Consider the following 20799-nt stretch of genomic DNA (forward strand, 5'->3'; position numbering starts at 1 on the left):
TATTTTTTGAAAACGATAAATGAATAATTTAGCTCTTGCCGTATTGTGTACCGCGCTGTTGTTGACTGGATGTGCAACTTCGAATGGTTTAGCACCATTAGCGTCCGGCCATATCACCGCGCCAGCTGCAGTTGCTTCCTCTGTGAGTTCAGCTATCCCACCTTTAGCCCGCCCCATTCCGGTGCTGGCCAAGCCCAATGGATCACCCAAATTAGAAACCTATAGCGTGGTCGTGAGCCAGCTCGACGTGCATGATCTGCTATTTGCGCTAGCACGCGACGCACGAATTAATGTCGATGTGAGCCCCGGCGTGACGGGCGTCGTGACATTGAATGCAATCAATCAAACGCTACCGCAGATTCTGGATCGAATTACCCGCCAAGTCGATTTGCGCTGGACGATGGAAAACGGCGTGTTAAATATCACACCGGATTTGCCTGTCGTTAAAATTTACCATGTCGATTATTTTAATTTATCGCGAAATATGAAATCGACACTGAATATTCTCAATTCAGTGAAATCGGCTTCTGAGGGATCTGGCAGTGGTAGTGCGGGTAGTACATCATTTTCATCGATTGAAAGTGAATCACAAAACCAGTTTTGGAAACGTCTTGAAGCTAATTTGAAAGAGATTTTAGACGTTAAAACGGATGCACCGCAGGCGCAAACGGCAGTGAATACCAGTAAAAATGCGCAAATAGCTCAGGATGCCGCGCAGAAGATCGCCGCAACAAGCACGGATGCGTCTGCGGTTTTGGCCGCTGTCGATAAAGTGGCTAAATTAGATAAAACCTTGGCGCAAACTGAAAAAGTTCAAGCTGAAACGGCCGTATTGCAAACAAGATCTACTAGGGCTGATTCTCGGCCAGTTGATGCCAATTTTGTCGTTGTCCATCCAGAAAGCGGCACGATCACGATTCGTGCGAGCAATAAAGCACAAAACAAAGCGGCTGAATTTTTAGCGTCTATCCAAGCCTCGTCGCAACGGCAAGTATTGATTGAAGCAACGATTGTCGAAGTGGTATTGAGCGATCAATATCAAGCCGGTGTGGATTGGGCTCAAATTGCCAGCGGCGCGGGGTGGAGTTTTGGGCAAAGTGTGTTGGGAAGTAACTTGGCTGCAGCGCCTTTAAGTTTGATTTCATACAAAAGCACTAATTTCAATGCCACTGTAAAAATGCTAGAGCAATTTGGTAAAACGAGAGTGCTTTCCAGCCCGAAAATTACCGCCTTGAATAATCAGACCGCCGTGATGAAAGTGGTTGAAGAACTGGTTTACTTCACCATCAACGTGACTCAGGCAACATCAAATAGTAATGGCAATACGCCAGCAACATACGAAAGTGAGTTGCATACGGTGCCTGTGGGTTTGGTGATGCAAGTCACGCCGCAAATTTCTGAATCGGGTGCGATTTCAATGAGTGTTCGCCCAACAATTACGAATGTTAGCGGCTATGTTGCAGACCCAGTTGTCGCTATTTTGGCTGCGCAAAACAACACTCCGGTACAAAGTTTAGTACCTGAATTGCAGGTACGAGAATTTGACTCCACCTTAAAAATTGCCAGTGGGCAAGTGGCTGTATTGGGGGGCTTGATTCAAGACAAGCAAATGAATAAACGCCAAGGCGTGCCAGGTTTATCGCGCATCCCTTGGGTGGGTGATGCATTCAGTTATCGCGATGACAAAGTCAGCAAAATAGAATTGGTGATCTTTTTGCGGCCGATTGTGGTCAAAGACAAAACGCAGGAAAACATGGGTGGTTTTGAGCTACCCACTGATAATTTCTTTAATCTTGCCAAAGATCAGGATTTATCGGCATTTCAAAGTGGTTTGATTCCGCTGCCTAGCCAAGCAGGGGCGCGGCAATGAGTTTGTTGTTGCAAGCTTTAAAAAAGGCTGAAGAAGACAAACGCCGTCGTGCTGCGTTAGCTCAGTCTGAGCCCCCCTTGGCGGAAGTTGAGTTCCCTACTTTAAATTTGGTTGAAGAGGTGGTGGAAGATGCTGTTGAGATCCCCATGCTTGAGATCGCAGCGGAGGACGCTGCATCTGCTGCAACGAACATCCAGTTAGCCGAAGAATTCATGCCCTTAGTAGAGGCAGAAACGGAGATTCCAATCGAGATCGTGCAGATGGAGTCGCCAGCACCAAGCGCCGCGCCCGAAGAAGCCATTCAGCCGATAATTACTTCGACCATTTCATCTCAACCACCAAAGTCAGCACCTGAGTCGCCAGCGGCTGAGCCTGTCAAACCTGTGCCGATTCCCGCTCCGCAAAATGCACCGCAGGCTTTGGCAAAAAGCATGTTTGCTAAACGCCCGCGCCCACAAGGACGTGGGCTTTTGCCGTGGTTGGTTTTGGGGGCGAGTTTGCTTTTGGCTGGGATGCTCGCTTGGTTTACTTGGCAATATCGACAACTCACGCAGCCCATCCCCAGTGTCGTCGTTAATCCTGCAGCATCAGCGCCGGCCGTGCAAAATCATAGTGATGGGTATGTGAATGAAACTTCTGCTACTGAAGCTCTACACGAAGATACCCTATCTAATGATGTGGCGACGACGACTGTTGCTCCTGCCGCAGCTATTAAGCCTATAGAGAGTGCACCTACAAATCCGAATAAACCAAATCAGCCCGCGCCGCGCGTTCTCAATGAAGGTGGCGAATTTAACTTGCCGCCTAAATTTATCCGCCACACCGCTAATTTGTCCGCAGCCGAGCCGGTATTGCTGGCGTGGCAAGCGTACCAGAGCGGTGATTTTGTGCAGGCCGAGCGAATTTATCGCAAAGTATTAGTGGCGGATCCTCGGCAGCGCGATGCTTTATTGGGTTTGGCGGCGATAGCACAGCAGCGTGGTGATTTGGCCGATGCAGAAAGTTTATATCGGCGCTTGCTGCGGTTTAACCCGCAAGATGAGGCTGCTAAAGCCGCTTTGTTGGGTTTAAATTCGGCGCAAATGCCAGAAAAAGACGCGGTGCAGCTAGAGCAAACCGGCAAGGCTGATCCGCTGGTGCTGGGACATTACTTTGCCGCGCAGCAGCGCTGGAGCCAAGCGCAAGAGCAATTTTTCTTGGCCTACACGGCCAATCCAAACAACGCGGATGCGGCGCTCAATTTAGCGGTGAGTCTGGATCATCTGAACCAAACAGCGCTGGCGCGAAGCTATTACCGCAAAGCCTTGCAAGCCAAAGAGCAAATCAATTTTGACCGTAGCAAAGTCGAGCAGCGGCTTTTAGAGTTAGATGCGGCGGCGGAGCAAAAATCATGAGCGCGCCCAGCCGGAATAAGCTGCCGCTGGGTGAATTGCTGGTCGCCAAAGGGCTGATTACCGACGATCAATTACGAATTGCACTGTTGGAGCAGCGCCGCTCTGGCACGCAGCTCGGCAAATTGATTGTGGCGCTGGGCTTTGTTTCTGAGAATGTGCTGCGTGAAGCGCTGTCGGAAAATCTGGGCCAAGAAAGTGTTGATCTTAGCCGCGTCATTGCTGATGTACAGACGATACGCTTGGTGCCCAAAGAGATGGCCAAGCGCCTGCTGGTGCTGCCAATTGGACTGAATATTGAGACCAAGCGCCTCACTGTCGCGATGGCCAATCCCAATAATTTGCTCGCGCTCGATCAACTGCGTTTACAAACTAAAGATCAGTTTGAAATCGAAACGCTGCTGGCCGCGGAATCGGATATTGTTCGCGCAATCGATCAATATTATGGTTTTGAGCTGTCGATTGATGGCATTTTGCGCGAAATCGAAACCGGTGAAATCGATTACGCCAGCCTCGCTAATGCCGAAGCCGAGTACAGCCAACCCGTCGTGCGCTTGATTGATGCGCTGCTCGCTGATGCAGTAACGCGCGGCGCATCCGACGTGCATTTTGAGCCCGAGCAATCCTTTGTGCGGATTCGTTATCGGATTGACGGCGTGCTGCGGCAAATTCGTGCGCTGCATAAAACTTATTGGCCAGCGATGGTGGTGCGGCTCAAAGTATTGGCAACGATGAATATCGCCGAAACCCGCGCGCCGCAAGATGGCCGAATTTCGCTGACTTTATCGGGTCGCCCGCTGGATTTTCGCGTTTCGGCTCAGCCGACGACGTGGGGTGAAAATATTGTTTTACGGATTTTAGATCGGCAAAAAGGCCTTGTTCCGCTCGATCAGCTCGGGTTGACCAGTGAAAATCTCGATGTGCTGCGCTTAATGATTGCGCGCCCCGAAGGGATTATTTTGGTTACGGGTCCAACCGGATCGGGCAAAACGACGACGTTGTATTCCATTTTGAATCACATCAACTCGGTTGAAGTGAACATCATGACCTTGGAAGATCCGGTCGAATATCCGATTCCACAAATTCGGCAAACTTCAGTTAGTGATGCGTCCAAAATGGATTTTGCTAATGGCATACGTTCGATGATGCGGCAAGATCCCGATGTCATTTTGATTGGTGAAGTGCGTGATAGAGATACCGCCGAAATGGCGTTTCGCGCTGCGATGACCGGCCACCAAGTGTATTCGACGCTGCATACCAATTCGGCGATTGGCGCTTTGCCACGCTTGCTGGATATTGGCGTGCTGCCGGATATTTTGTCCGGCAATATGATAGGGATTATTGCGCAGCGTTTAGTGCGCACCGTATGCACGTTTTGTCGTGAGGAGTATAGCCCTGACGAGTTTGAAAAACGTTTGCTACAGGTCGATACCCTATCCGACATTAAAATCTATCGCGCTGTCGGTTGCCCAAAATGTGAGCATCAAGGTTATAAGGGCCGCATGACCGTCATGGAGATTTTAAAGCTCGATGCTGATTTAGATGAGTTGATCGCGCGACGCGCAACGATGCGAGAGATTCGCCAGCATGCTTTAGAAAAAGGCTTCGTACCGCTGGCCGTTGATGCTTGCCGCCGTGTTTTAGAAGGCCGTACCACGATTGACGAGATCGCTCGCGTGGTCGATTTAACAGATCGAGTGGCCTAATGCGTTTTGCGTATCGAGCTGCTGATGCTCAAGGCCGCGTTCAGCAAGGGCAAATCGAAGCGGCAAATATGGCCGATTTAGAGCTGCGGCTCGGTCGGCTCGGCTTAACCTTGATTCATGGCAAAAGCAGCAATTCAGATTTATTTGGTCGCAGGAAAATCAGCCGCCGTGAACTGATTACGTTTACGTTTCATCTAGAGCAATTGACTCGTGCTGGCGTGCCGCTGCTAGAAGGCCTCGCTGATCTGCGCGATAGCATTGATCATCCAGTGTTTCGCGAGGTGATTGCCAATGTCATTGAAGACATCGAAGGCGGTAGTCTGTTGTCGCAAGCGCTGTCGGCGCATCCCAAAGTATTTGACGTGGTGTTTGTGAATTTGATTCGCGCCGGAGAAGCCAGTGGTGAATTGTCTGAAGTGCTGAGAAACCTCACTGAATCGATCAAGTGGCAGGATGAATTGATCGCACAAGCGAAAAAAGTTGTCATGTATCCGATGTTTGTCGGGGTGCTGGTGTTTTGCGTCGTGGCATTTTTGATGGTGTATCTGGTGCCGCAATTGGTGGATTTTATTAAATCAATGAAGCAAGAAATTCCGCTGAATACACGAATTTTGCTGTGGATTTCAGACTTTTTTGTGCATTTTTGGTGGCTTATTATCCTGACTCCGCCAGTGGTGTTTGCTTTTATTCGCTGGCGCGTTAAAACCGATCCCGCGTTCCGCTTTAAAGTCGACGGCTGGAAATTGCGTGTTCCAGCGGTGGGCAGCATTGTGCATAAAATCATTTTGGCGCGCTTTGCGAATTTCTTTGCGCTGCTGTATGGCGCAGGGATTCCGATTCTCGATTGCATCAAAATTACGCAAGGGATTGTGAATAACGCCGTGATTGTCGATGCGCTGCAGCGCGTAGAGGCGCAAATCCGCGAAGGCCAAGGCGTGAGCGCCAGTTTTGAGCGTGTCGGTATGTTCCCGCCTTTGGTGCTGCGTATGCTGCGCGTCGGTGAAAACACCGGTCAACTTGATCATGCGCTGCTGAACGTGTCATATTTTTATAATCGCGATATTAAAGAAGCCATCGAGCGTGTACAGGCGCTCGTCGAGCCGACGATGACGGTGGTGCTGGGCTTGATTTTGGCGTGGATTATGTCGTCGGTCTTGGGGCCGATTTTCGATACGATCAGTAAGTTGCGATAGATGAAAAAAATTGTCCTGCTCTTAACGCACACGCATCTGGCGGCAATGACATGGTCGGCGCAAGGCGCGCGGCCGTTGATGCATTTTGCGCACGATGCACAAGGCAATGCAGACTTGGCGGAGTTTGTGCAGCGGCATCAAAGTGCGCAATTTTATGTGCTGACTGATTTGGTCGAGGAAGATTTTCAGCGTGATGTGGTGCCACATTTGTCTGCACGCGATCAAGCACAATTATTGAGGCGCAAGCTCGATCAACTGTTCCGCGCAACGCCTTATCGGCGTGCCGTGGTGCAAACCAAAGGTAAGCGCGGGCAGCAAGATCAATTGCAATTATCCGCGATTATCAATCGTGAGTTGCTCGACAATATTGTTGAAACATTATTGGCCGCGCGCTGCGCTTTGCATGGCATTTATTCGGTCGCCTTATTAACGCAAGAAATGCTACGCAAGCTCAAACTCGATGCGCCGCATTTATTGCTGATGTCGTCTTCTTGTGCCGGTACTTTGCGGCAAAGCTATTTTACGCCCGCGGGTTTGCAGTTTTCGCGGCTTGGTGCGTTTGATGCGATGCAAAGCATCACGGCACAAGGGCTTTTGATTGCGAGTGAAATCCGCCGTGCACGGCAATACTTAAGCACGATGCGTCTGATGGGGCGAGACGATCAATTGCAGATTGTCGCTCTATTTGATACCAGCATGGCTGAGCAATTGACCTTGATTGCTCAAGAGTTAAAAGAAGATGCGGTGCAATTACAGCTGGATCTGGAATCTGGCTTGTCTCGCTTTATTCAAAAGCTCAAATTACCGGCCTGCTGTTCAACGTGGCAGGATGTATTACTGGCAACATTACTGCACAGCAAAACGCCAAATCAATATGCGCAGCCTGATATGTTGCGCTATGCGCGTTTATATCATTTTGGCTTGGGTATGCAGTGGGCTGCAGCGGCAATATTCAGCTTGGGGCTGATACTGTCTGGCATTGGTCTGCTGCAGGGTGATCAAATTCAGCAGCAGCTCAAGCTCGCCAATACGCAAATTCAGCATGAACAATCCCGTTTGCGTGAATTGAATCAAAAACTCAAATTAGCCAATGCCGGTAATCCGGCACAAATTCAGGCTGCCGTTGAATTGTATCAACGAGATCTGGCGCAATGGCCCAGCGCTGAAGCGGCCGCAAAACGCTTTAGCCAAGTATTTAGTGATTTTCCACGGCTGACTTTAGAGCAATTTCAGTGGCAAGTGGGCGGCATGAATCTTGCCGTCGCCGAAGGGCAGGCCAGCCCTGCCACTGAGACAAGCTTGGCGCGGAGCGCGCAGCAGTTAACGATCGTTGGGCGGGTCAGTGATCCAGCGGCTTATCGGCAGGCCTTATCGGATGTTAATCGCTTGGCCGAGCAATTGCGGCAATGGCCCAATGCCAGCGTTAAAATTGTGAAGCGTCCTTTAGATACTCGGCCTGAAGCGGCAATCGATACGCAAGCACAGGCAAGCACTGAAAAAAACCGCGTTGATTTTGCATTGCAAGTGGATTTAGCCCCTTCTTTATCGGCGCAAGGGGAGGCAAAATGAATTTTTCAATTTACACGCGGCAAGATTGGCTCTTGATTCGCAGCGCGATTGTTTGGTTGGGCAGCGCCATGTTACTCGCTGGCGTGCTGCTGCTGGGCACGCAAATTTACTTATATTTTAGTGAGCAAGAGCAACGCAGTCTGCGCGAACAATTGCAGCAAGTCCGTAGTCGCGCAGATGCTGCGCAAATGTCATGGCAAAGCGTGCGTGAGCATCATGCACAATTTAATTTATTGCAAAAGCGTAGTATTTTTGGCGAAGAGCGTCGCTTAGATTGGATTGAAGCTTTAGCTAATAAAGCCAAAATGCAGCCCGATATGCAGTTGCAATACCAATTTTCTCCCCAAAAAGCGCTGCCGCAATCTGCACCGCTGCATGATTTACAAATCTACGCGAGCATGATGCGGATTAATTTCTTGGCGCGCAATGAGTTGGGTTTTTCCGATTTCACGCAATGGCTCGCTACTTTACCGGGTTATGCCGCGCCCACTTCATGCCTACTGCGCCGAGCAGAGAGTGCAGGTTTAGTGATCAATTGCGAATACGCTTGGCTGACTATTTCGCCTGTGAAAGCGGAGGTTGCACCATGAAATTACAAATGATTTGCTGTCTGTTGATTGCAATGCCAGTTCAGGCCAATGAATGGGGGCGCTTATTTTTTACGCAGCAAGAGCGCCAAGAAGGCGTGAGCGCGCCAGCTGCCGCTGATCACACGCTAGTTTCTGCGCGGCGCTTTGACGGCGAGCTGCAAACGCCGCGCGGCAAAGTGCGTTGGGTGAACGGTGAGAAAGCGCAGCCACCCGCTGGCAAAAAGCCGGGGGATATTTGGCAAGAGTAACTGGCGTTGAGATTTGTTTTAGGGTATTTGCTCGTAGCCTTTTATTTATAATGCTTGCATTGATATACCAATAAATTTTTACTTTGTTGAACCATCGCCGCTGCTGGCAAATCGATGATACAAACGCTGTAAACACTGTGTTACAGCGTTTTTTTATTGAGCGCGTAAAATGGCCAGATTGTTGCCGCTGTGGCTGAGGGATTTGTGTGTTTGATGCGCGTTTGCGTTCTAATATTTTTGCCTTGTACTTGGTGCAAGGGCTCAATTACGTTGTTTCATTCGTAACTTTCCCTTTTTTGCTGGTTCAGTTGGGTACAGAGGGCTTTGGCGTGATGAATTACGCCTTTGCCGCCATTCAATACGGTGTGTTGCTGACGGATTTTGGTTTTAATTTATCGGCGGTGCGCGATGTGGCGCAAGTGCGCGACGACCCCAAGGCGGCGGCGCGGATTTTCTGGCGTGTAACTTGGGCAAAAACGCTACTGATGGTGGCTTCCAGTCTGATTTTGCTGGTGCTGACTTTCACGCTGGGTAGCTGGCAAGAACACGCGAATGTGTTTTTGTGGAGCCAGCTCTATATTCTGAGCTCGGTGTTATTCCCGATCTGGTATTTCCAAGGTTTTGAAAAACTTCAGCTCGCCTCAGGGCTAATGGTTTTGGCGCGCGCGTTGACGCTGGGCTTTTTGCTGCTGTGGATTAGCGGCCCAGACGACGTGGCGCTGGCCGTGATTTTACAGGCAACACCGCAAATTCTGGCTGGATTACTGTGGTGGTTTACCGGTTGGGGTGTTGCCAAACCAGAATGGGTAAAAATCCAGTTTTCCGAGCTGAAAGCCGCGCTTAAAGCCAGTTCGCCGTTTTTTCTGTCGGCGATTTCGACCAGCTTGTATACAACGTCCACCACGGTCTTGCTCGGCCTGTTTGCCGCGCCGCTGCAAGTGGGTTTGTTTGCTGCGGCTTATAAGCTGGTGTATATCGCCCAAGGCCTGATCGGCCCTTTGGTGCAAGCGATGTACCCACGGATTGCACAATTGGCGGTGACTGATAAGCCTGCGGCGATTCGTTTAATTCATAAAGCATTTTATATTCAAGGCGCAGTGGGCTTGGCGATGACACTCGCTTTGGCGCTGGCTTTACCTTTGTTTACACCGTTGAGCGTCGCATGGTTTGGTGCTGATTTTTCCGTATCGCGCGCTTTTCTAGCGTTGAGCAACTCGCAGGACGTCATGTTTTGGTTGTCGCCGGTGATTGTGCTGGGTGCATTGTCGGTAGTGTATGGCCAGCAAACACTGTTGGTATTTGGTTTCGAGCGCTACTTTGCGCGCATTTTGGTTGCGGCGGGCGTACTGAATATTGCGTTAATGTGTTGGTGGGTGCCGGGCTCAAGCCATGCAGGCGTGCGTGCGGCGCAAAGTGTGTTGAGCGTAGAATTATTCATCGTATTGGCATTTTGGTGGCGAGCGCAGCAGATTTTCCGCGAAGCGCGTTCCAGTGAAAAAAGTGGAAATCACCTATGACTTTAGTTTCCTTCTTATTGCCCTGCTTTAACTCTGAAGCGTATCTACAGCAAACATTGGATTCTATTTGCGCACAGAGCTATACCCACTGGGAATGTATCACCATTGATGATGGCTCGACGGATGGCACTTTAGATATTTTACAAGCCGCCGCCGCGCGCGATCCGCGCTTTATCGTCATTAGCCGCGAAAATCGCGGATTGATTTCGACATTGAATGAAGCGATAGCCGTTGCGCGCGGTGAATGGTTGGCGCGGATTGATGCGGATGATATTTGCACGCCGGATCGCCTAGATAAGCAACTCGCCCGCCTCATAGAAACCGGCGCGGATGTGTGCGGCGCGTGGGTGCGTTTTATCGGTGATCGTTCAGGTGTTTGGCAAACGCAAAGTAGCGATGGGGCGATTAAAGCGGGATTATTGTTCAATTCAACGTTGGCGCATCCCACCGTCATGCTACGCGCGAGCTTAGTGAAAGATCAAGGCTACGACGCAGCGGCGCTGCATGCGGAAGATTATGCGCTGTGGTGTCGCCTCGCGAAAAACGGGGCGATCTTTACTGGCGTCGCTGAAGTGTTGCTGGAGTATCGCTGCCATGCAGGGCAAATTACGCAGTCGAAAAAAGAGCAATTGCGCGCCACCGCGCAGAAAATCCGTCTGGATTACGCAAGCCATGCGCTACCTTTGCCCTTGCAACCCGTCGCTAGCGAATTTGCCGAACTGGCTGAACCGGGGCGAATCTTGACCGTCATCGAGTGCCGCAGCCTGTTTACGATTTATCTGCAATTGGCGCAGCTCTGGCCAGAAAGCCGTGCTGCCTTGGGCGAAGTGTGGCTGGATACTTTGCAGCGAACTCAAGGTATTTCTATGGGTATGTTAATGGATTCTTTGGTAATAAAGACCAAGCTACCAATACCCATTGCTGAAAAAAATAAGTGGCGCAAGCAATTGTTGCGGATGTTAGTTAGCGACCGCGTTTGGCAGCGTTTAAAGCGATGAATGATTTTCAAGTTCGCAGAGCCGATGCCTCAGATGTTGCGAGTATCGCCGCGCTGGGAATCCAAGTTTGGCTCGATACCTATACCGAGGGCGTGAGTGCCTTGTGTGCCGATTTTGTACTGCAAGAGTTTGCGGTGGCACGCGTGCAAGCAAGTATTGCGCAGCATGATTATTGGGTTGCGGTGCAAAATGAGCTTTTGCTGGGTTATATCGTGGTTGATCCGAGTTGCGTTGCGCCTTGGGGCGCAGAAGTTTGTAAATTGTATGTGCAAGCACGCTGGCAAGGTAAAGGGGTTGGCGTGGCGTTATTGGCGATGGCGAAGCAAAATTTCCCGCAATTCTGGCTTTCGGTTTATCACGCGAATGCAAAAGCGATTCAATTTTATCAAGGGCAGGGGCTGTCGCAGGTGGGGAAAACTGATTTTATGATGGGCAATCAGCGGCATGAAAATTATATATTTGCACTGGCCTCAGCATGAAAATCGCTATTTTCCTGCGTGATTTAGGTTTAGGTGGCGTTGAGCGTTGTGCGGTCTTGGTCGGCGAAGCGCTGGCCGCGCGTGGCTTTGCGGTGACGCTGGTGCTGCTGGGCGGTCATCGCAATTTGTGGACATCGCGAATTCACCAAGTTCAAGTCGTTGATTTATCCAATGCGTGGCAGCCACTCAAACCGTGGACGTGGTTGGCCGGTTGGCGCGCCGCCCGCCGTATTGCGCGTGAACACGATGTCGTTATTGCTGGAACATTTTTGCTGCCGCTGTATATGGCGTATGCGGCGACGCGTGGACTCAAAAAACGCGTGATTGGCTGGGTGCATGGGCCGTTCTATGAGCTAGATCAATTTGCCAAAATGAACCCGGTGCATCGAGCGGCGTGCCAGTTTGCGTATCGGCGTTTGGATGAGCTGATTTTTGTTTCTAATCATGCCAAAGATTCGATGGCACGCTGGTTGAAATGCTCGGCCAAAGACGCTTGGCAAGTGCTGCCCAACTTCGTCGATGCCGCGCAAAGCATTCCTACTGCGGTGCCGCGAATCAGCAATTCGCCGCTGCGCATCGTTTTTATTGGCCGCATCGCAACAGAAAAACAGCCGCATCTCTGGCTGGATACGCTGGCTGCGCTGAATGCTAAAAAGGTCGCAGCCTATCTGACCATCGTCGGCGATGGCCCTTTGGAAGATTGGCTAAAGAAAGAGGTCGAACAACGCGGCCTGAGCGAACAAATCACCTTTGCAGGTCGGCAAGAAAACGTCAGCAGCTACCTCGGAGAAGCCGATGTCTTGCTTTTAACTTCTAGTTTTGAAGGTTGTCCTTTGGTTGTATTGGAGGCTATGCCAATAGGTGTATTGCTTGCAAGCACAAACGCTGGTGGAGTATATGAGTTATTCGCTGAGCGCCGCGATGAGTTTGTTGTGGATGAAGCCAGCGGAGATGCACTCGCCAACTTAATCATTGCGCAGCAAACGCATGCGGCAGAATTAAGCGTATGGCTAAAACAGCGCGCCGAGCACTATTCGCAAGCCGCACTGATTGAGCGTTGGGTGGCCTTGCTTGAGGATGCGGGCGATGTTTGAACTCGACCACATTTTTGTTCTATGCGAGCCAGGTGCGCCAGAGGCGGATGAACTCGTCGCGGTTGGGTTGATTGAGGGGCGAGGCGGCTCGCATCGCGGGCAGGGAACGAGCAATCGTGTGTTTTTCTTTCAGGACGTCTATCTGGAATTTTTGTGGGTACACGACGAAGTCGAGGCACGCTCTAGCCGCACTGCGCCAACGCAATTGTGGGAGCGTTGGTCGCAACGCCAGCGCGGGGCATCGTCATTTGGTCTTTGTTTTCGCCCATCGCAGCCGCAGTTTTCTGAACAAAAACCATTTGCAGGCTTTGATTATCGGCCCGCGTATTTCCCAGATACGTATTCGATTTGGCTGGCAAAGCAGCCGATCACGCAAGCGATGATGTTCTATTTATCATTTGCTCGCCCGCCGATTCACTCAATGCCTGATGCACCATTGAACCGGCTGGCGACTGAATTAATTCAACTGCAGCTAGCCTCACCAGTGTTCATTGAGACCGCACATTGGCCAGTAAAAATGCAATTGGAAAATCATTCCTCTGAACAAATGACTTTGCGATTAAACGGCTATGCGCAACGTAGTGTGGCGTTATCAAGCTTGCCGTTGACGATTTACTACTAGGAATAATCTTTAAACATAAATTGGATTTGAAGCTCTGCACCGCGCTCAAACCTTTCGACATCTTGTTACGCCCACAATCGCGCAATCCCGCTAGAAACCGTTAAAATAAGCGGTCACTTTATAAAGACTGCCATGAATCGCGCTGCATTGTTAATCCCCCATTTTAATAATCCGCAAGGCCTTGCGACATCGCTCGCATCGGTCGGTGTGGATGAGTGCGTTGATGCGGTGATTGTTGACGATGGCAGCGTGCGCGCTCCGCTCGACGAAGCGCTGTGCCGCGCCGCATGGCGCGCGAAAGGCGATTTGAAATTTTATTATTTGCCGCACAATTGCGGCATTGAGTACGCGCTCAATACGGGGCTGGAAGCGATTCTGGCGGCAGATTACGAATTTGTGGCGCGGCTCGATTGTGATGATCTGTGTGTATCTGACCGTATCGCTCGCCAAATCAGCTTTCTGGACCAATACCCCGAGGTTTATTTGCTCGGCAGCGCAGTGACTTTTTTTGATGCGTCGGGTGATCGCTTTACCTTGAACCAGCCGCAAACGCATGCTGAGATCGTGCAGCAAATGCACAAAGACAACGCGTTTACGCACCCGAGCGTAATGTTCCGTACCGCTGGCGTGCGCGAAATCGGTCTGTATCCAATGGATTGTATTGCCGCCGAAGATTTTGCTTATTTTTGGAAGTTTGTTGATCGCTACCAAACGGCGAATTTAGCCGATGTTCTGACCAAAAGTGAATACAACGACAGCGGCATTTCGCTGAGCCGCCGTCGCCAGCAGCAAGCAATGCGCATCAAAATCCTCGCGCGCTACTTTGATTGGCGGCCACGGTCGCTGCTCAATATCGGCAAGGCGGCGGCATCATTCGCATTGCCAGTGTCATTCACACGCAAAATTAAACGTCTTTTAGGGGTCGGCAAATGGAATTAAGCATTCAAGTAGAGCAAGCCGCCGACGTTGAAGCCGTCGAGAATTTGATGTTGCAGGCGTTTGCCAATCATCCGCATAGTAATAATCAGGAATATAAATTGGTGAACGCTTTGCGTGTCGCGGGTGCATGTGCTGTGGCCTTGCTGGCAAAGAAAGATGGTGCGTTGTGTGGCGCGGTGTACGCCTCACTCATTCAGCTCAATGGCGTTGAAGACGGCTGGTATTGTATTGCACCGGTTGCGGTATCGCCAGCTGAGCAAAAGCAAGGCATCGGCCAAGCGTTGATGCGCGCCGCGTTGCATCAATTGCAGCAATTGGGCGCGAAAGGCTGTGTCATTGTTGGCGATCCCGCGTACTACAGTCGCTTTGGTTTTGCACGGCATGAAGGGCTGGTTTCTCCGGGTATTCCTGATGAATACGTGATGGGTCTGGCCTTTGCTGATGCCAAGCCGCAAGGCCGCATCGATTATCATGCTGCGTTTTTGGCGATGGAGGCTTGATGGATCAGCCCGTACAGCATTCGGTTTTACTGCTTATTCCGCACTACAACAATCCTGAAGCCTTGGTGAAATCGCTGGTGAGCATCGGTCGTGATGAGCCGTGTGATGTGTTGGTCGTGGACGATGGTAGCGTGCGTGCGCCGATTGAGATGGCGGCTGCGAATGCAGCGTTCCGTGGCTGCGGCACTTTGCGCGTGTTGAATTTGCCGCAAAATAAAGGCATCGAAGGCGCGCTCAATGCAGGTTTAGCGTGGGCGAAATCGCGTGGCTACGAGTGGATCGCGCGGCTCGATTGTGGTGATGAGAATGTATCTGACCGTATCGCTCGTCAAATGGCGTTTCTAGAGCAATACCCTGATGTAGTATTGTTGGGCGGTGCGGCGAGTTTTGTCGATCAAAATGGCGTTGAGCAATTTGTGTTGCGGCACCCAACTGCGCAAGCGGATATTTTGCAGGCCATGAAGAAAAACTCGGCGTATATCCATCCCAGCGTGATGTTTAAATTGTCAGCGGCCGATACAGTAGGGATGTATCCTTTGGACTTTCCAGCCGCCGAAGATTACGCGCTATTTTGGGCGATGGCGCGGCAATTCAAAGTCGCCAATCTGCCCGATGTATTGATTAAGTATGAACTTGATCCGAACGGTATTTCGCTGGGTAAGCGCAAAACGCAGCTCAAATCACGGCTGCTTGTACAGCGCAAATACTTCGATGGCAGCCCAGCGGCGATTGCTGGTATCGCATGCACACTGGCCTTGTTGGCAATGCCATATGAGTTGGCGTTTAAACTCAAAACAAAACTCCGTGGGAGCGGGCTTGCCCGCGAATAGCGATGCCAGCCCATTCCGCTGATTTGCGTAAAGGGCGAATGTCTGCAATCGGGCAAGCGTATGTGATTACCAGTATCTGTTCGCAACGGCAGCCGTTTCTTAGCGATTTATATGCGGCGCGCTGTGTGGTGAATGGATTCAAATCTTGCGATGAATTGGGCTTGAGCCAAACCTTAGCTTTTGTAGTGATGCCGGATCATTTTCATTGGTTGTTGATTTTGCAAAAAGAGGGGCTTGATTCGCTTGTTAGGCGGTTAAAATCAAGCACCGCGATTGAGTTAAATCGAAACGCTGGCACAGTGGGACGAACGGTTTGGCAGACTAGTTTTCATGATCACGCGGTGCGCTATGACGAAGATGTGCAAGCGATTGCTCGGTATATCGTGGCGAATCCTGTTCGCGCTGGCTTGGTGCAGAAAGTGGGTAGTTACTCTTATTGGGATGCGTGTTGGCTATGAATTAATGCAAGAAGTTGTTAAGAAAAAGGCTTTTCGTGGGAGTGGGCTTGTCCACGAAAGCGATCTAATGAGCAGAGCATTCGCGGGCAAGCCCGCTCCCACAGGTGAACAATGGCTTTAATTATCCACGTAGTCGAATCGTTTGGTGCGGGCACGCTGTCTATGGTGTCGGCGATGGCGAACCGCCAGTCGCAAGATGGGCATTCCGTCACTGTGATTCATTCGGTGCGTGAGGAAACGCCGGAAAATTGGCGCGCGCTGTTTGCGGAGGCCGTGCAGTGCATCCATTTGCCGATGCAGCGCGCGATCCATCCGCTGAATGATTTTCGCACTGGCCGCGCCTTGCTGAAATGGATTAAAGAACTGTCGCCCGATGTCGTGCATTTGCATTCGAGTAAAGCTGGGGCAGTGGGGCGTTTGGTGAGCTTGGCTTGGGCGGGTAAATCGGACGGGCCGCGCTGGTTTTTTTCGCCGCATGGCTTGTCGTTTTTGCAGCGCGCTGAAGGTCGGCTCAAAAATAGCGTATTTTTAGCGATTGAAAAATTACTCGCTGGCGTGCCAGTGACGTTTATTGCGTGTTCACCATCTGAAGGCGAAGAAATCCGGTCACATTTATCCAGCAATGTCGTCGTCGTGAATAATGCGGTCGATTTAGCTGCGATTCCACCGGCATTGAGCTTGCCTGCGGCAGGGCGAAAATTGCGGATTGGCACGGTAGGTCGCGTGTGTTTAGCGCGTAATCCTGAGTTTTTCGCCGAAGTTGCCGTTAAAATGGCAGACGATAACCTCGAGTTTGTGTGGGTTGGCGGCGGTGATGAAAGCGGCGAAGCGGCATTGAAAGCTGCGAATGTTGTGGTGAGCGGCTGGTGTGATCGCAGCGTAGCGTTGGCGCAGCTGGCGACGCTGGATATTTATATTCAAACCAGCCGCTGGGAAGGTTTACCAGTGGCGGTGATTGAAGCCATGGCGGCAGGTTTGCCGGTGGTGGCGACCAATGTGGTGGGTAATCGAGATTTGGTGCAAGAAGGCGAGAATGGCTACTTGGCGCAAACGCCCGATGAGTTTGTGACGCACTTAAAAGCGCTGATTGATGACGCCGATTTGCGCGCCAAACTGGGTCAACAAGCGCGCGCGTTTGCGCGCGAGTTTTATTCACTCGATCAAATGATGACAACTTTGTATGCGGCGTATGGCTTAAAGCCTGCTAGCGAGCTGGGCGAAAAATAATGAAGCAAGAAAAACATTTACAAGCCGAGCGAGCCAAATCGTGGCTGGCTTTGGCTGATTTTTCAGCGCTGGCGCTGTCGTTCGGTATAGCGATGTTGCTGCTGTGGATTTTTCGCTATGACCGAATTTCGGCGAGTTTTGAGCTGTGGTGGGCTTGGGAAGGACGGCAACAGGGTTTGGCATTTTTGGGTTTGTCGCTGATTACGGTGATTAACTTTTGGTGGCGCGGGCATTACAGTTTGCGCCTGCCGTTTTGGGATGAATTGCTCGAAGTGCTGCGCGCCCTGCTGCTGGCGGCATTGCTCAATGGCATGCTGGTGCTGCTGGGTAAATTTACCGTATCGCGTTTCTTGTGGCCGGTATCCTGGGGTATGGCTTTGCTGCTGTTGCCGTATTTTCGCAGCATGATGCGCGACGTTCTGCTCAGAAAGCGCATTTGGCAATTGCCAACGGTGATTATTGGTGCCGGTGTGAATGCGGTTGAAGCGTATCGTGCGATGTATAGCGAGCGGCAATTGGGCTTTGAAGTGCAGGCGTTTTTGTCGGTCGATCAGGATGCGCCAGCCGAATTATTGATTAATGGCGATGTGTTGCCGGTGGTGCGTTTGCCGCGTGAAGAATTGTTGGCATGGTTGACCGCGAATGGTCGCCCACATGTGGTCATTGCGGTGAATGAGGATGAATTGCGCCAATTGGAAAATCAGATTGAGCAGCTTTCCCTTCGATATAAAGACCTGCACATTATTCCGCCGATTGCGGGTTTACCGTTGTTTGGCGTCGTGCCGCATCACTTTTTCAGCCACGAAGTTTTGCTGCTGCGCGTACGTAATAATCTGCTGGTAAAACCACTGATTTTACTCAAGCGCGCTTTTGATTTGTTCGGTGCGATTTGCGGTCTGCTGGTGCTCAGCCCATTGCTGACTTACGTGATGTGGCGAATTAAACAGGAAGGCGGCCCGGGCGCGATTTTCTTTGGCCATGTTCGTGTCGGCATGAATGGCGTGCCGTTTAAGTGCTGGAAATTCAGAACCATGGTGCACAATTCGCAAGAGGTGCTTGATCACTTGCTGGCGACTGACCCACAAGCGCGGGTTGAATGGGATACTGATTTCAAGCTTAAAAACGACCCACGTATTACCAAAATTGGCGCGTTTTTACGCAAGACCAGCCTCGATGAAATCCCGCAATTATGGAATGTGATTTGTGCTGAGATGTCGTTGGTAGGGCCACGACCCATTATTGATGCGGAGCTGGAACGCTACGGCGATAAAGTCGATTTTTATCTGGAAGCGCGGCCGGGGCTTACGGGTTTGTGGCAGGTATCGGGTCGCAATGACACCAGTTATGCTGAGCGCGTAGCGCTGGATGCTTGGTATGTAAAGAATTGGAATTTATGGTACGACATTGCGATTGTCTGCAAAACGATTAAAACCGTGGTGAGCGGGCATGGTGCTTACTAACGCGGATTAAAATTTGAATTGGTAAGCGGCGATAATGATTTCGCAGCCGGGATTTTGTTCGGCAAGGCCAGCGTTGGACCAGTGATAAACATTGAGGCGCAAGCTGTGATGGTCTTGCCAGTGGTATTGCACGCCGATGCTGGTTTCAAAGTTGAAATCGCTGCCTAGATCGTGTTCTGTCGTGATGTTGCGGTCGTTAAGCACTACGCCGCCCCAAGCGAATTCGATTTTCCAGCGCTCGTTCACGCTGTATTGCGCGCCGACTCCAGCGCCGACAGCAAAATGGCTACCATCATCGTTATGCCAAGCATTGCCGTTGGCTTGCCAGTAGCCGTGTAGATTGTCGCTGATGGCTGTAAGCCATTCGTCGGGTATCGGCGTGCGGCCTTCAATACGTAGCAGTGCGCCACCGCTGCTGGGGCGAGCGATTGCGCCTAGGCCGAGGGCGATTTCTGCGGCATTAGCTATGCTGGCGCTGCAGGCGAGGAACAAAAATGTGCTGTAGATGAGTTTCATGGCGGCTCTCATGCAAGTGGATGAGGCGTTAAGTAAAAATGGCCTTGTTGAGCATCGTGTTTTTGATTGCCTGCTCTCAAACGTTGGCATGGACACTGAGTACTTATCTTCAATCTAGTGAGCGAATGCCGCAGACGCCAAAGATTGAAGATTAAAAATAAATACCAAACCTTGCTCATGATAGGTATATGGTTGTATCGCTTATAATAAATAATGTTCTTACCAATACCCGTGCAGGGTATTTGAGAGGCTCAGATGCAAGATTTTGTTCAATGGTTCCGCCAAGCTGCGCCGTATATTCATGCCTTTCGTGGCCGTACTTTCGTGATTGCACTCGGTGGCGAAGTGGTGCGTGATGGTAAGTTTGCGACGCTGACGCACGACATTAATTTGCTGACCAGCTTGGGTGTGCGGCTGATTGTGGTACACGGCGCGCGGCCTCAAATTGAGGCACGGATTGCCGAGCGTGGTATTGAAGGGCGCTACCTGAATGGGATTCGCGTCACCGACTTGCCGACACTGGAATGCGTGATTCAAGCGGCGGGGCATGTGCGCGTTGAGATTGAATCGTGGCTGTCGATGGGTTTGCCAAATTCTCCGATGGCGAATGCCGATATTCGCGTTTCGGCAGGTAATTTTATTACCGCGCAGCCGATGGGCGTGCGCGATGGCGTCGATCTGCAATACACCGGCGAAGTGCGCAAAGTCGATACGACGGCGATTAATTACCGCATGGATGATGGCGAGCTGGTGTTGATCTCGACGATTGGCTATTCGCCAACCGGTGAAATTTTTAATCTGACTTTGGAAGACGTGGCGACGACGACGGCTACAGCGCTCAAAGCCGATAAATTACTGTTTTTGTTTGGCCAATCGGGCGTCGTTAACGATGCTGGCGAGTTGCAAACCGAGCTGACGGCATCGGAAGCTGAGCAGTTTTTGGCAGCGCATCCCGATGCCAACGATGATGTGTCACTTTACTTGCCCTGTGCGGTGCGTGCGGTGCGTAATGGCGTACAGCGGGCGCATTTGATTAGTAATAATGTCGACGGTAGCTTGTTGATGGAGCTATTTACGCATGATGGTATCGGCACGATGGTGTCGCGCGAGCCGCTCGAAACCTTGCGCCAAGCAACGATTGACGACATTGGCCGAATGTTGGCGCTGATTGAGCCGCTGGAAGATCAAGGCGTACTGGTGAAACGTGGCCGTGAATTGTTAGAGCGCGAAGTGCATCGTTATTCGGTGCTGGAGCATGATGGTAAAACCATCGGTATTGTCGCGATTCATCCGTTCCCGAATAGTAAAATGGCTGAATTAGCGTGCTTGGTGATTCATCCCGATTATCGCGATGAAGATCGTGGTGCTGATTTGTTGCGCCACGTCGAGCAACAAGCGCGTGGTTTGGGCATCGAAAAACTCTTCGCACTGACGACGCGAACCAGCCATTGGTTTGTCGAACGCGGTTTTAAGCAAGCGTCGGTTGAGGATTTGCCGATGGAGAAAAAAGAGCTGTATAACTATCAGCGGCGCTCTAAAGTATTTATTAAGCTATTGCAGCGTTAATAGATCTGGGTGGCGGTGTCGCGTTT

20 protein-coding genes are annotated in these 20799 nt (G+C 51.0%); 19 read left to right on the forward strand and 1 reads right to left on the reverse strand.

Features of this window, described 5'->3' with window-relative positions:
* Positions 1 to 19 precede the first annotated feature (19 nt).
* The 18 genes from Q320_RS20275 to wbaP all read left to right on the forward strand — a co-directional run bounded on the left by Q320_RS20275 (position 20) and on the right by wbaP (position 18691).
* The gene (locus Q320_RS20275) at positions 20 to 1870 is read left to right on the forward strand and encodes a type II secretion system protein GspD (RefSeq protein WP_051534833.1); all 1851 of its coding nucleotides are present in this window, start codon (positions 20 to 22) and stop codon (positions 1868 to 1870) included.
* Complete coding sequence (locus Q320_RS21075; protein ID WP_051534834.1) at positions 1867 to 3264, forward strand: tetratricopeptide repeat protein; 1398 nt, start codon at positions 1867 to 1869, stop codon at positions 3262 to 3264. Before Q320_RS20275 ends, Q320_RS21075 begins: the two co-directional genes overlap by 4 nt.
* Complete coding sequence (locus Q320_RS0116050) at positions 3261 to 4967, forward strand: GspE/PulE family protein (RefSeq protein WP_027469840.1); 1707 nt, start codon at positions 3261 to 3263, stop codon at positions 4965 to 4967. Before Q320_RS21075 ends, Q320_RS0116050 begins: the two co-directional genes overlap by 4 nt.
* Complete coding sequence (locus Q320_RS0116055) at positions 4967 to 6160, forward strand: type II secretion system F family protein (protein WP_027469841.1); 1194 nt, start codon at positions 4967 to 4969, stop codon at positions 6158 to 6160. Before Q320_RS0116050 ends, Q320_RS0116055 begins: the two co-directional genes overlap by 1 nt.
* Positions 6161 to 7729 (forward strand): hypothetical protein, encoded by a 1569-nt coding sequence (locus Q320_RS0116060; RefSeq protein ID WP_027469842.1) that lies wholly within the window; start codon positions 6161 to 6163, stop codon positions 7727 to 7729. It abuts the gene before it with no gap.
* Complete coding sequence (locus Q320_RS0116065; RefSeq protein WP_027469843.1) at positions 7726 to 8319, forward strand: hypothetical protein; 594 nt, start codon at positions 7726 to 7728, stop codon at positions 8317 to 8319. Before Q320_RS0116060 ends, Q320_RS0116065 begins: the two co-directional genes overlap by 4 nt.
* A complete protein-coding gene (locus tag Q320_RS0116070; protein WP_027469844.1) occupies positions 8316 to 8567 on the forward strand; it encodes a hypothetical protein in 252 nt (83 codons plus the stop codon). The genes Q320_RS0116065 and Q320_RS0116070 overlap by 4 nt, the downstream gene beginning before the upstream one ends.
* Positions 8568 to 8788: 221 nt before the next feature.
* On the forward strand, positions 8789 to 10084 hold the full coding sequence (locus tag Q320_RS0116075) for an oligosaccharide flippase family protein (protein ID WP_169734469.1): 1296 nt from the start codon (positions 8789 to 8791) through the stop codon (positions 10082 to 10084).
* Positions 10081 to 11082 (forward strand): glycosyltransferase family 2 protein, encoded by a 1002-nt coding sequence (locus Q320_RS21080; RefSeq protein WP_051534835.1) that lies wholly within the window; start codon positions 10081 to 10083, stop codon positions 11080 to 11082. Before Q320_RS0116075 ends, Q320_RS21080 begins: the two co-directional genes overlap by 4 nt.
* A complete protein-coding gene (locus Q320_RS0116085) occupies positions 11079 to 11561 on the forward strand; it encodes a GNAT family N-acetyltransferase (RefSeq protein ID WP_027469846.1) in 483 nt (160 codons plus the stop codon). Before Q320_RS21080 ends, Q320_RS0116085 begins: the two co-directional genes overlap by 4 nt.
* Positions 11558 to 12655, forward strand: coding sequence for a glycosyltransferase (locus Q320_RS0116090; RefSeq protein ID WP_027469847.1), 1098 nt, complete (start codon positions 11558 to 11560; stop codon positions 12653 to 12655). Before Q320_RS0116085 ends, Q320_RS0116090 begins: the two co-directional genes overlap by 4 nt.
* Complete coding sequence (locus tag Q320_RS20290; RefSeq protein ID WP_051534836.1) at positions 12648 to 13277, forward strand: VOC family protein; 630 nt, start codon at positions 12648 to 12650, stop codon at positions 13275 to 13277. Before Q320_RS0116090 ends, Q320_RS20290 begins: the two co-directional genes overlap by 8 nt.
* 132 nt (positions 13278 to 13409) lie before the next feature.
* Positions 13410 to 14216: a glycosyltransferase gene (locus Q320_RS0116100; RefSeq protein ID WP_027469848.1), complete on the forward strand. Its 807-nt coding sequence runs from the start codon at positions 13410 to 13412 to the stop codon at positions 14214 to 14216.
* On the forward strand, positions 14207 to 14716 hold the full coding sequence (locus Q320_RS0116105; RefSeq protein WP_027469849.1) for a GNAT family N-acetyltransferase: 510 nt from the start codon (positions 14207 to 14209) through the stop codon (positions 14714 to 14716). Before Q320_RS0116100 ends, Q320_RS0116105 begins: the two co-directional genes overlap by 10 nt.
* Positions 14716 to 15546, forward strand: a complete 831-nt coding sequence (locus Q320_RS0116110) for a glycosyltransferase (protein WP_035854026.1) — start codon at positions 14716 to 14718, stop codon at positions 15544 to 15546. Before Q320_RS0116105 ends, Q320_RS0116110 begins: the two co-directional genes overlap by 1 nt.
* Positions 15547 to 15548: 2 nt before the next feature.
* Entirely contained in the window at positions 15549 to 16004 is a 456-nt protein-coding gene (locus tag Q320_RS0116115) for an REP-associated tyrosine transposase (RefSeq protein ID WP_027469851.1), read from the forward strand.
* Between the two features lie 111 nt (positions 16005 to 16115).
* Entirely contained in the window at positions 16116 to 17231 is a 1116-nt protein-coding gene (locus tag Q320_RS0116125) for a glycosyltransferase (protein ID WP_027469852.1), read from the forward strand.
* Positions 17231 to 18691, forward strand: coding sequence for an undecaprenyl-phosphate galactose phosphotransferase WbaP (gene wbaP / locus Q320_RS0116130; RefSeq protein ID WP_051534837.1), 1461 nt, complete (start codon positions 17231 to 17233; stop codon positions 18689 to 18691). The genes Q320_RS0116125 and wbaP overlap by 1 nt, the downstream gene beginning before the upstream one ends.
* 6 nt (positions 18692 to 18697) lie before the next feature.
* On the opposite strand, the gene Q320_RS0116135 is transcribed toward wbaP, so the two are convergent.
* Positions 18698 to 19207 carry an acyloxyacyl hydrolase gene (locus tag Q320_RS0116135; protein WP_027469854.1) on the reverse strand — a complete coding sequence of 170 codons (510 nt, stop codon included), beginning with the start codon at positions 19205 to 19207 and terminating at the stop codon, positions 18698 to 18700.
* A gap of 255 nt (positions 19208 to 19462) precedes the next feature.
* Here Q320_RS0116135 and argA point away from each other — a divergent pair, with 255 nt between their 5' ends.
* Positions 19463 to 20773 carry an amino-acid N-acetyltransferase gene (gene argA, locus Q320_RS0116145; protein WP_027469855.1) on the forward strand — a complete coding sequence of 437 codons (1311 nt, stop codon included), beginning with the start codon at positions 19463 to 19465 and terminating at the stop codon, positions 20771 to 20773.
* The last annotated feature ends 26 nt before the right edge of the window (positions 20774 to 20799 follow it).

Origin of the sequence: Deefgea rivuli DSM 18356, assembly GCF_000620145.1 — a bacterium.
GTDB lineage: Bacteria > Pseudomonadota > Gammaproteobacteria > Burkholderiales > Chitinibacteraceae > Deefgea > Deefgea rivuli.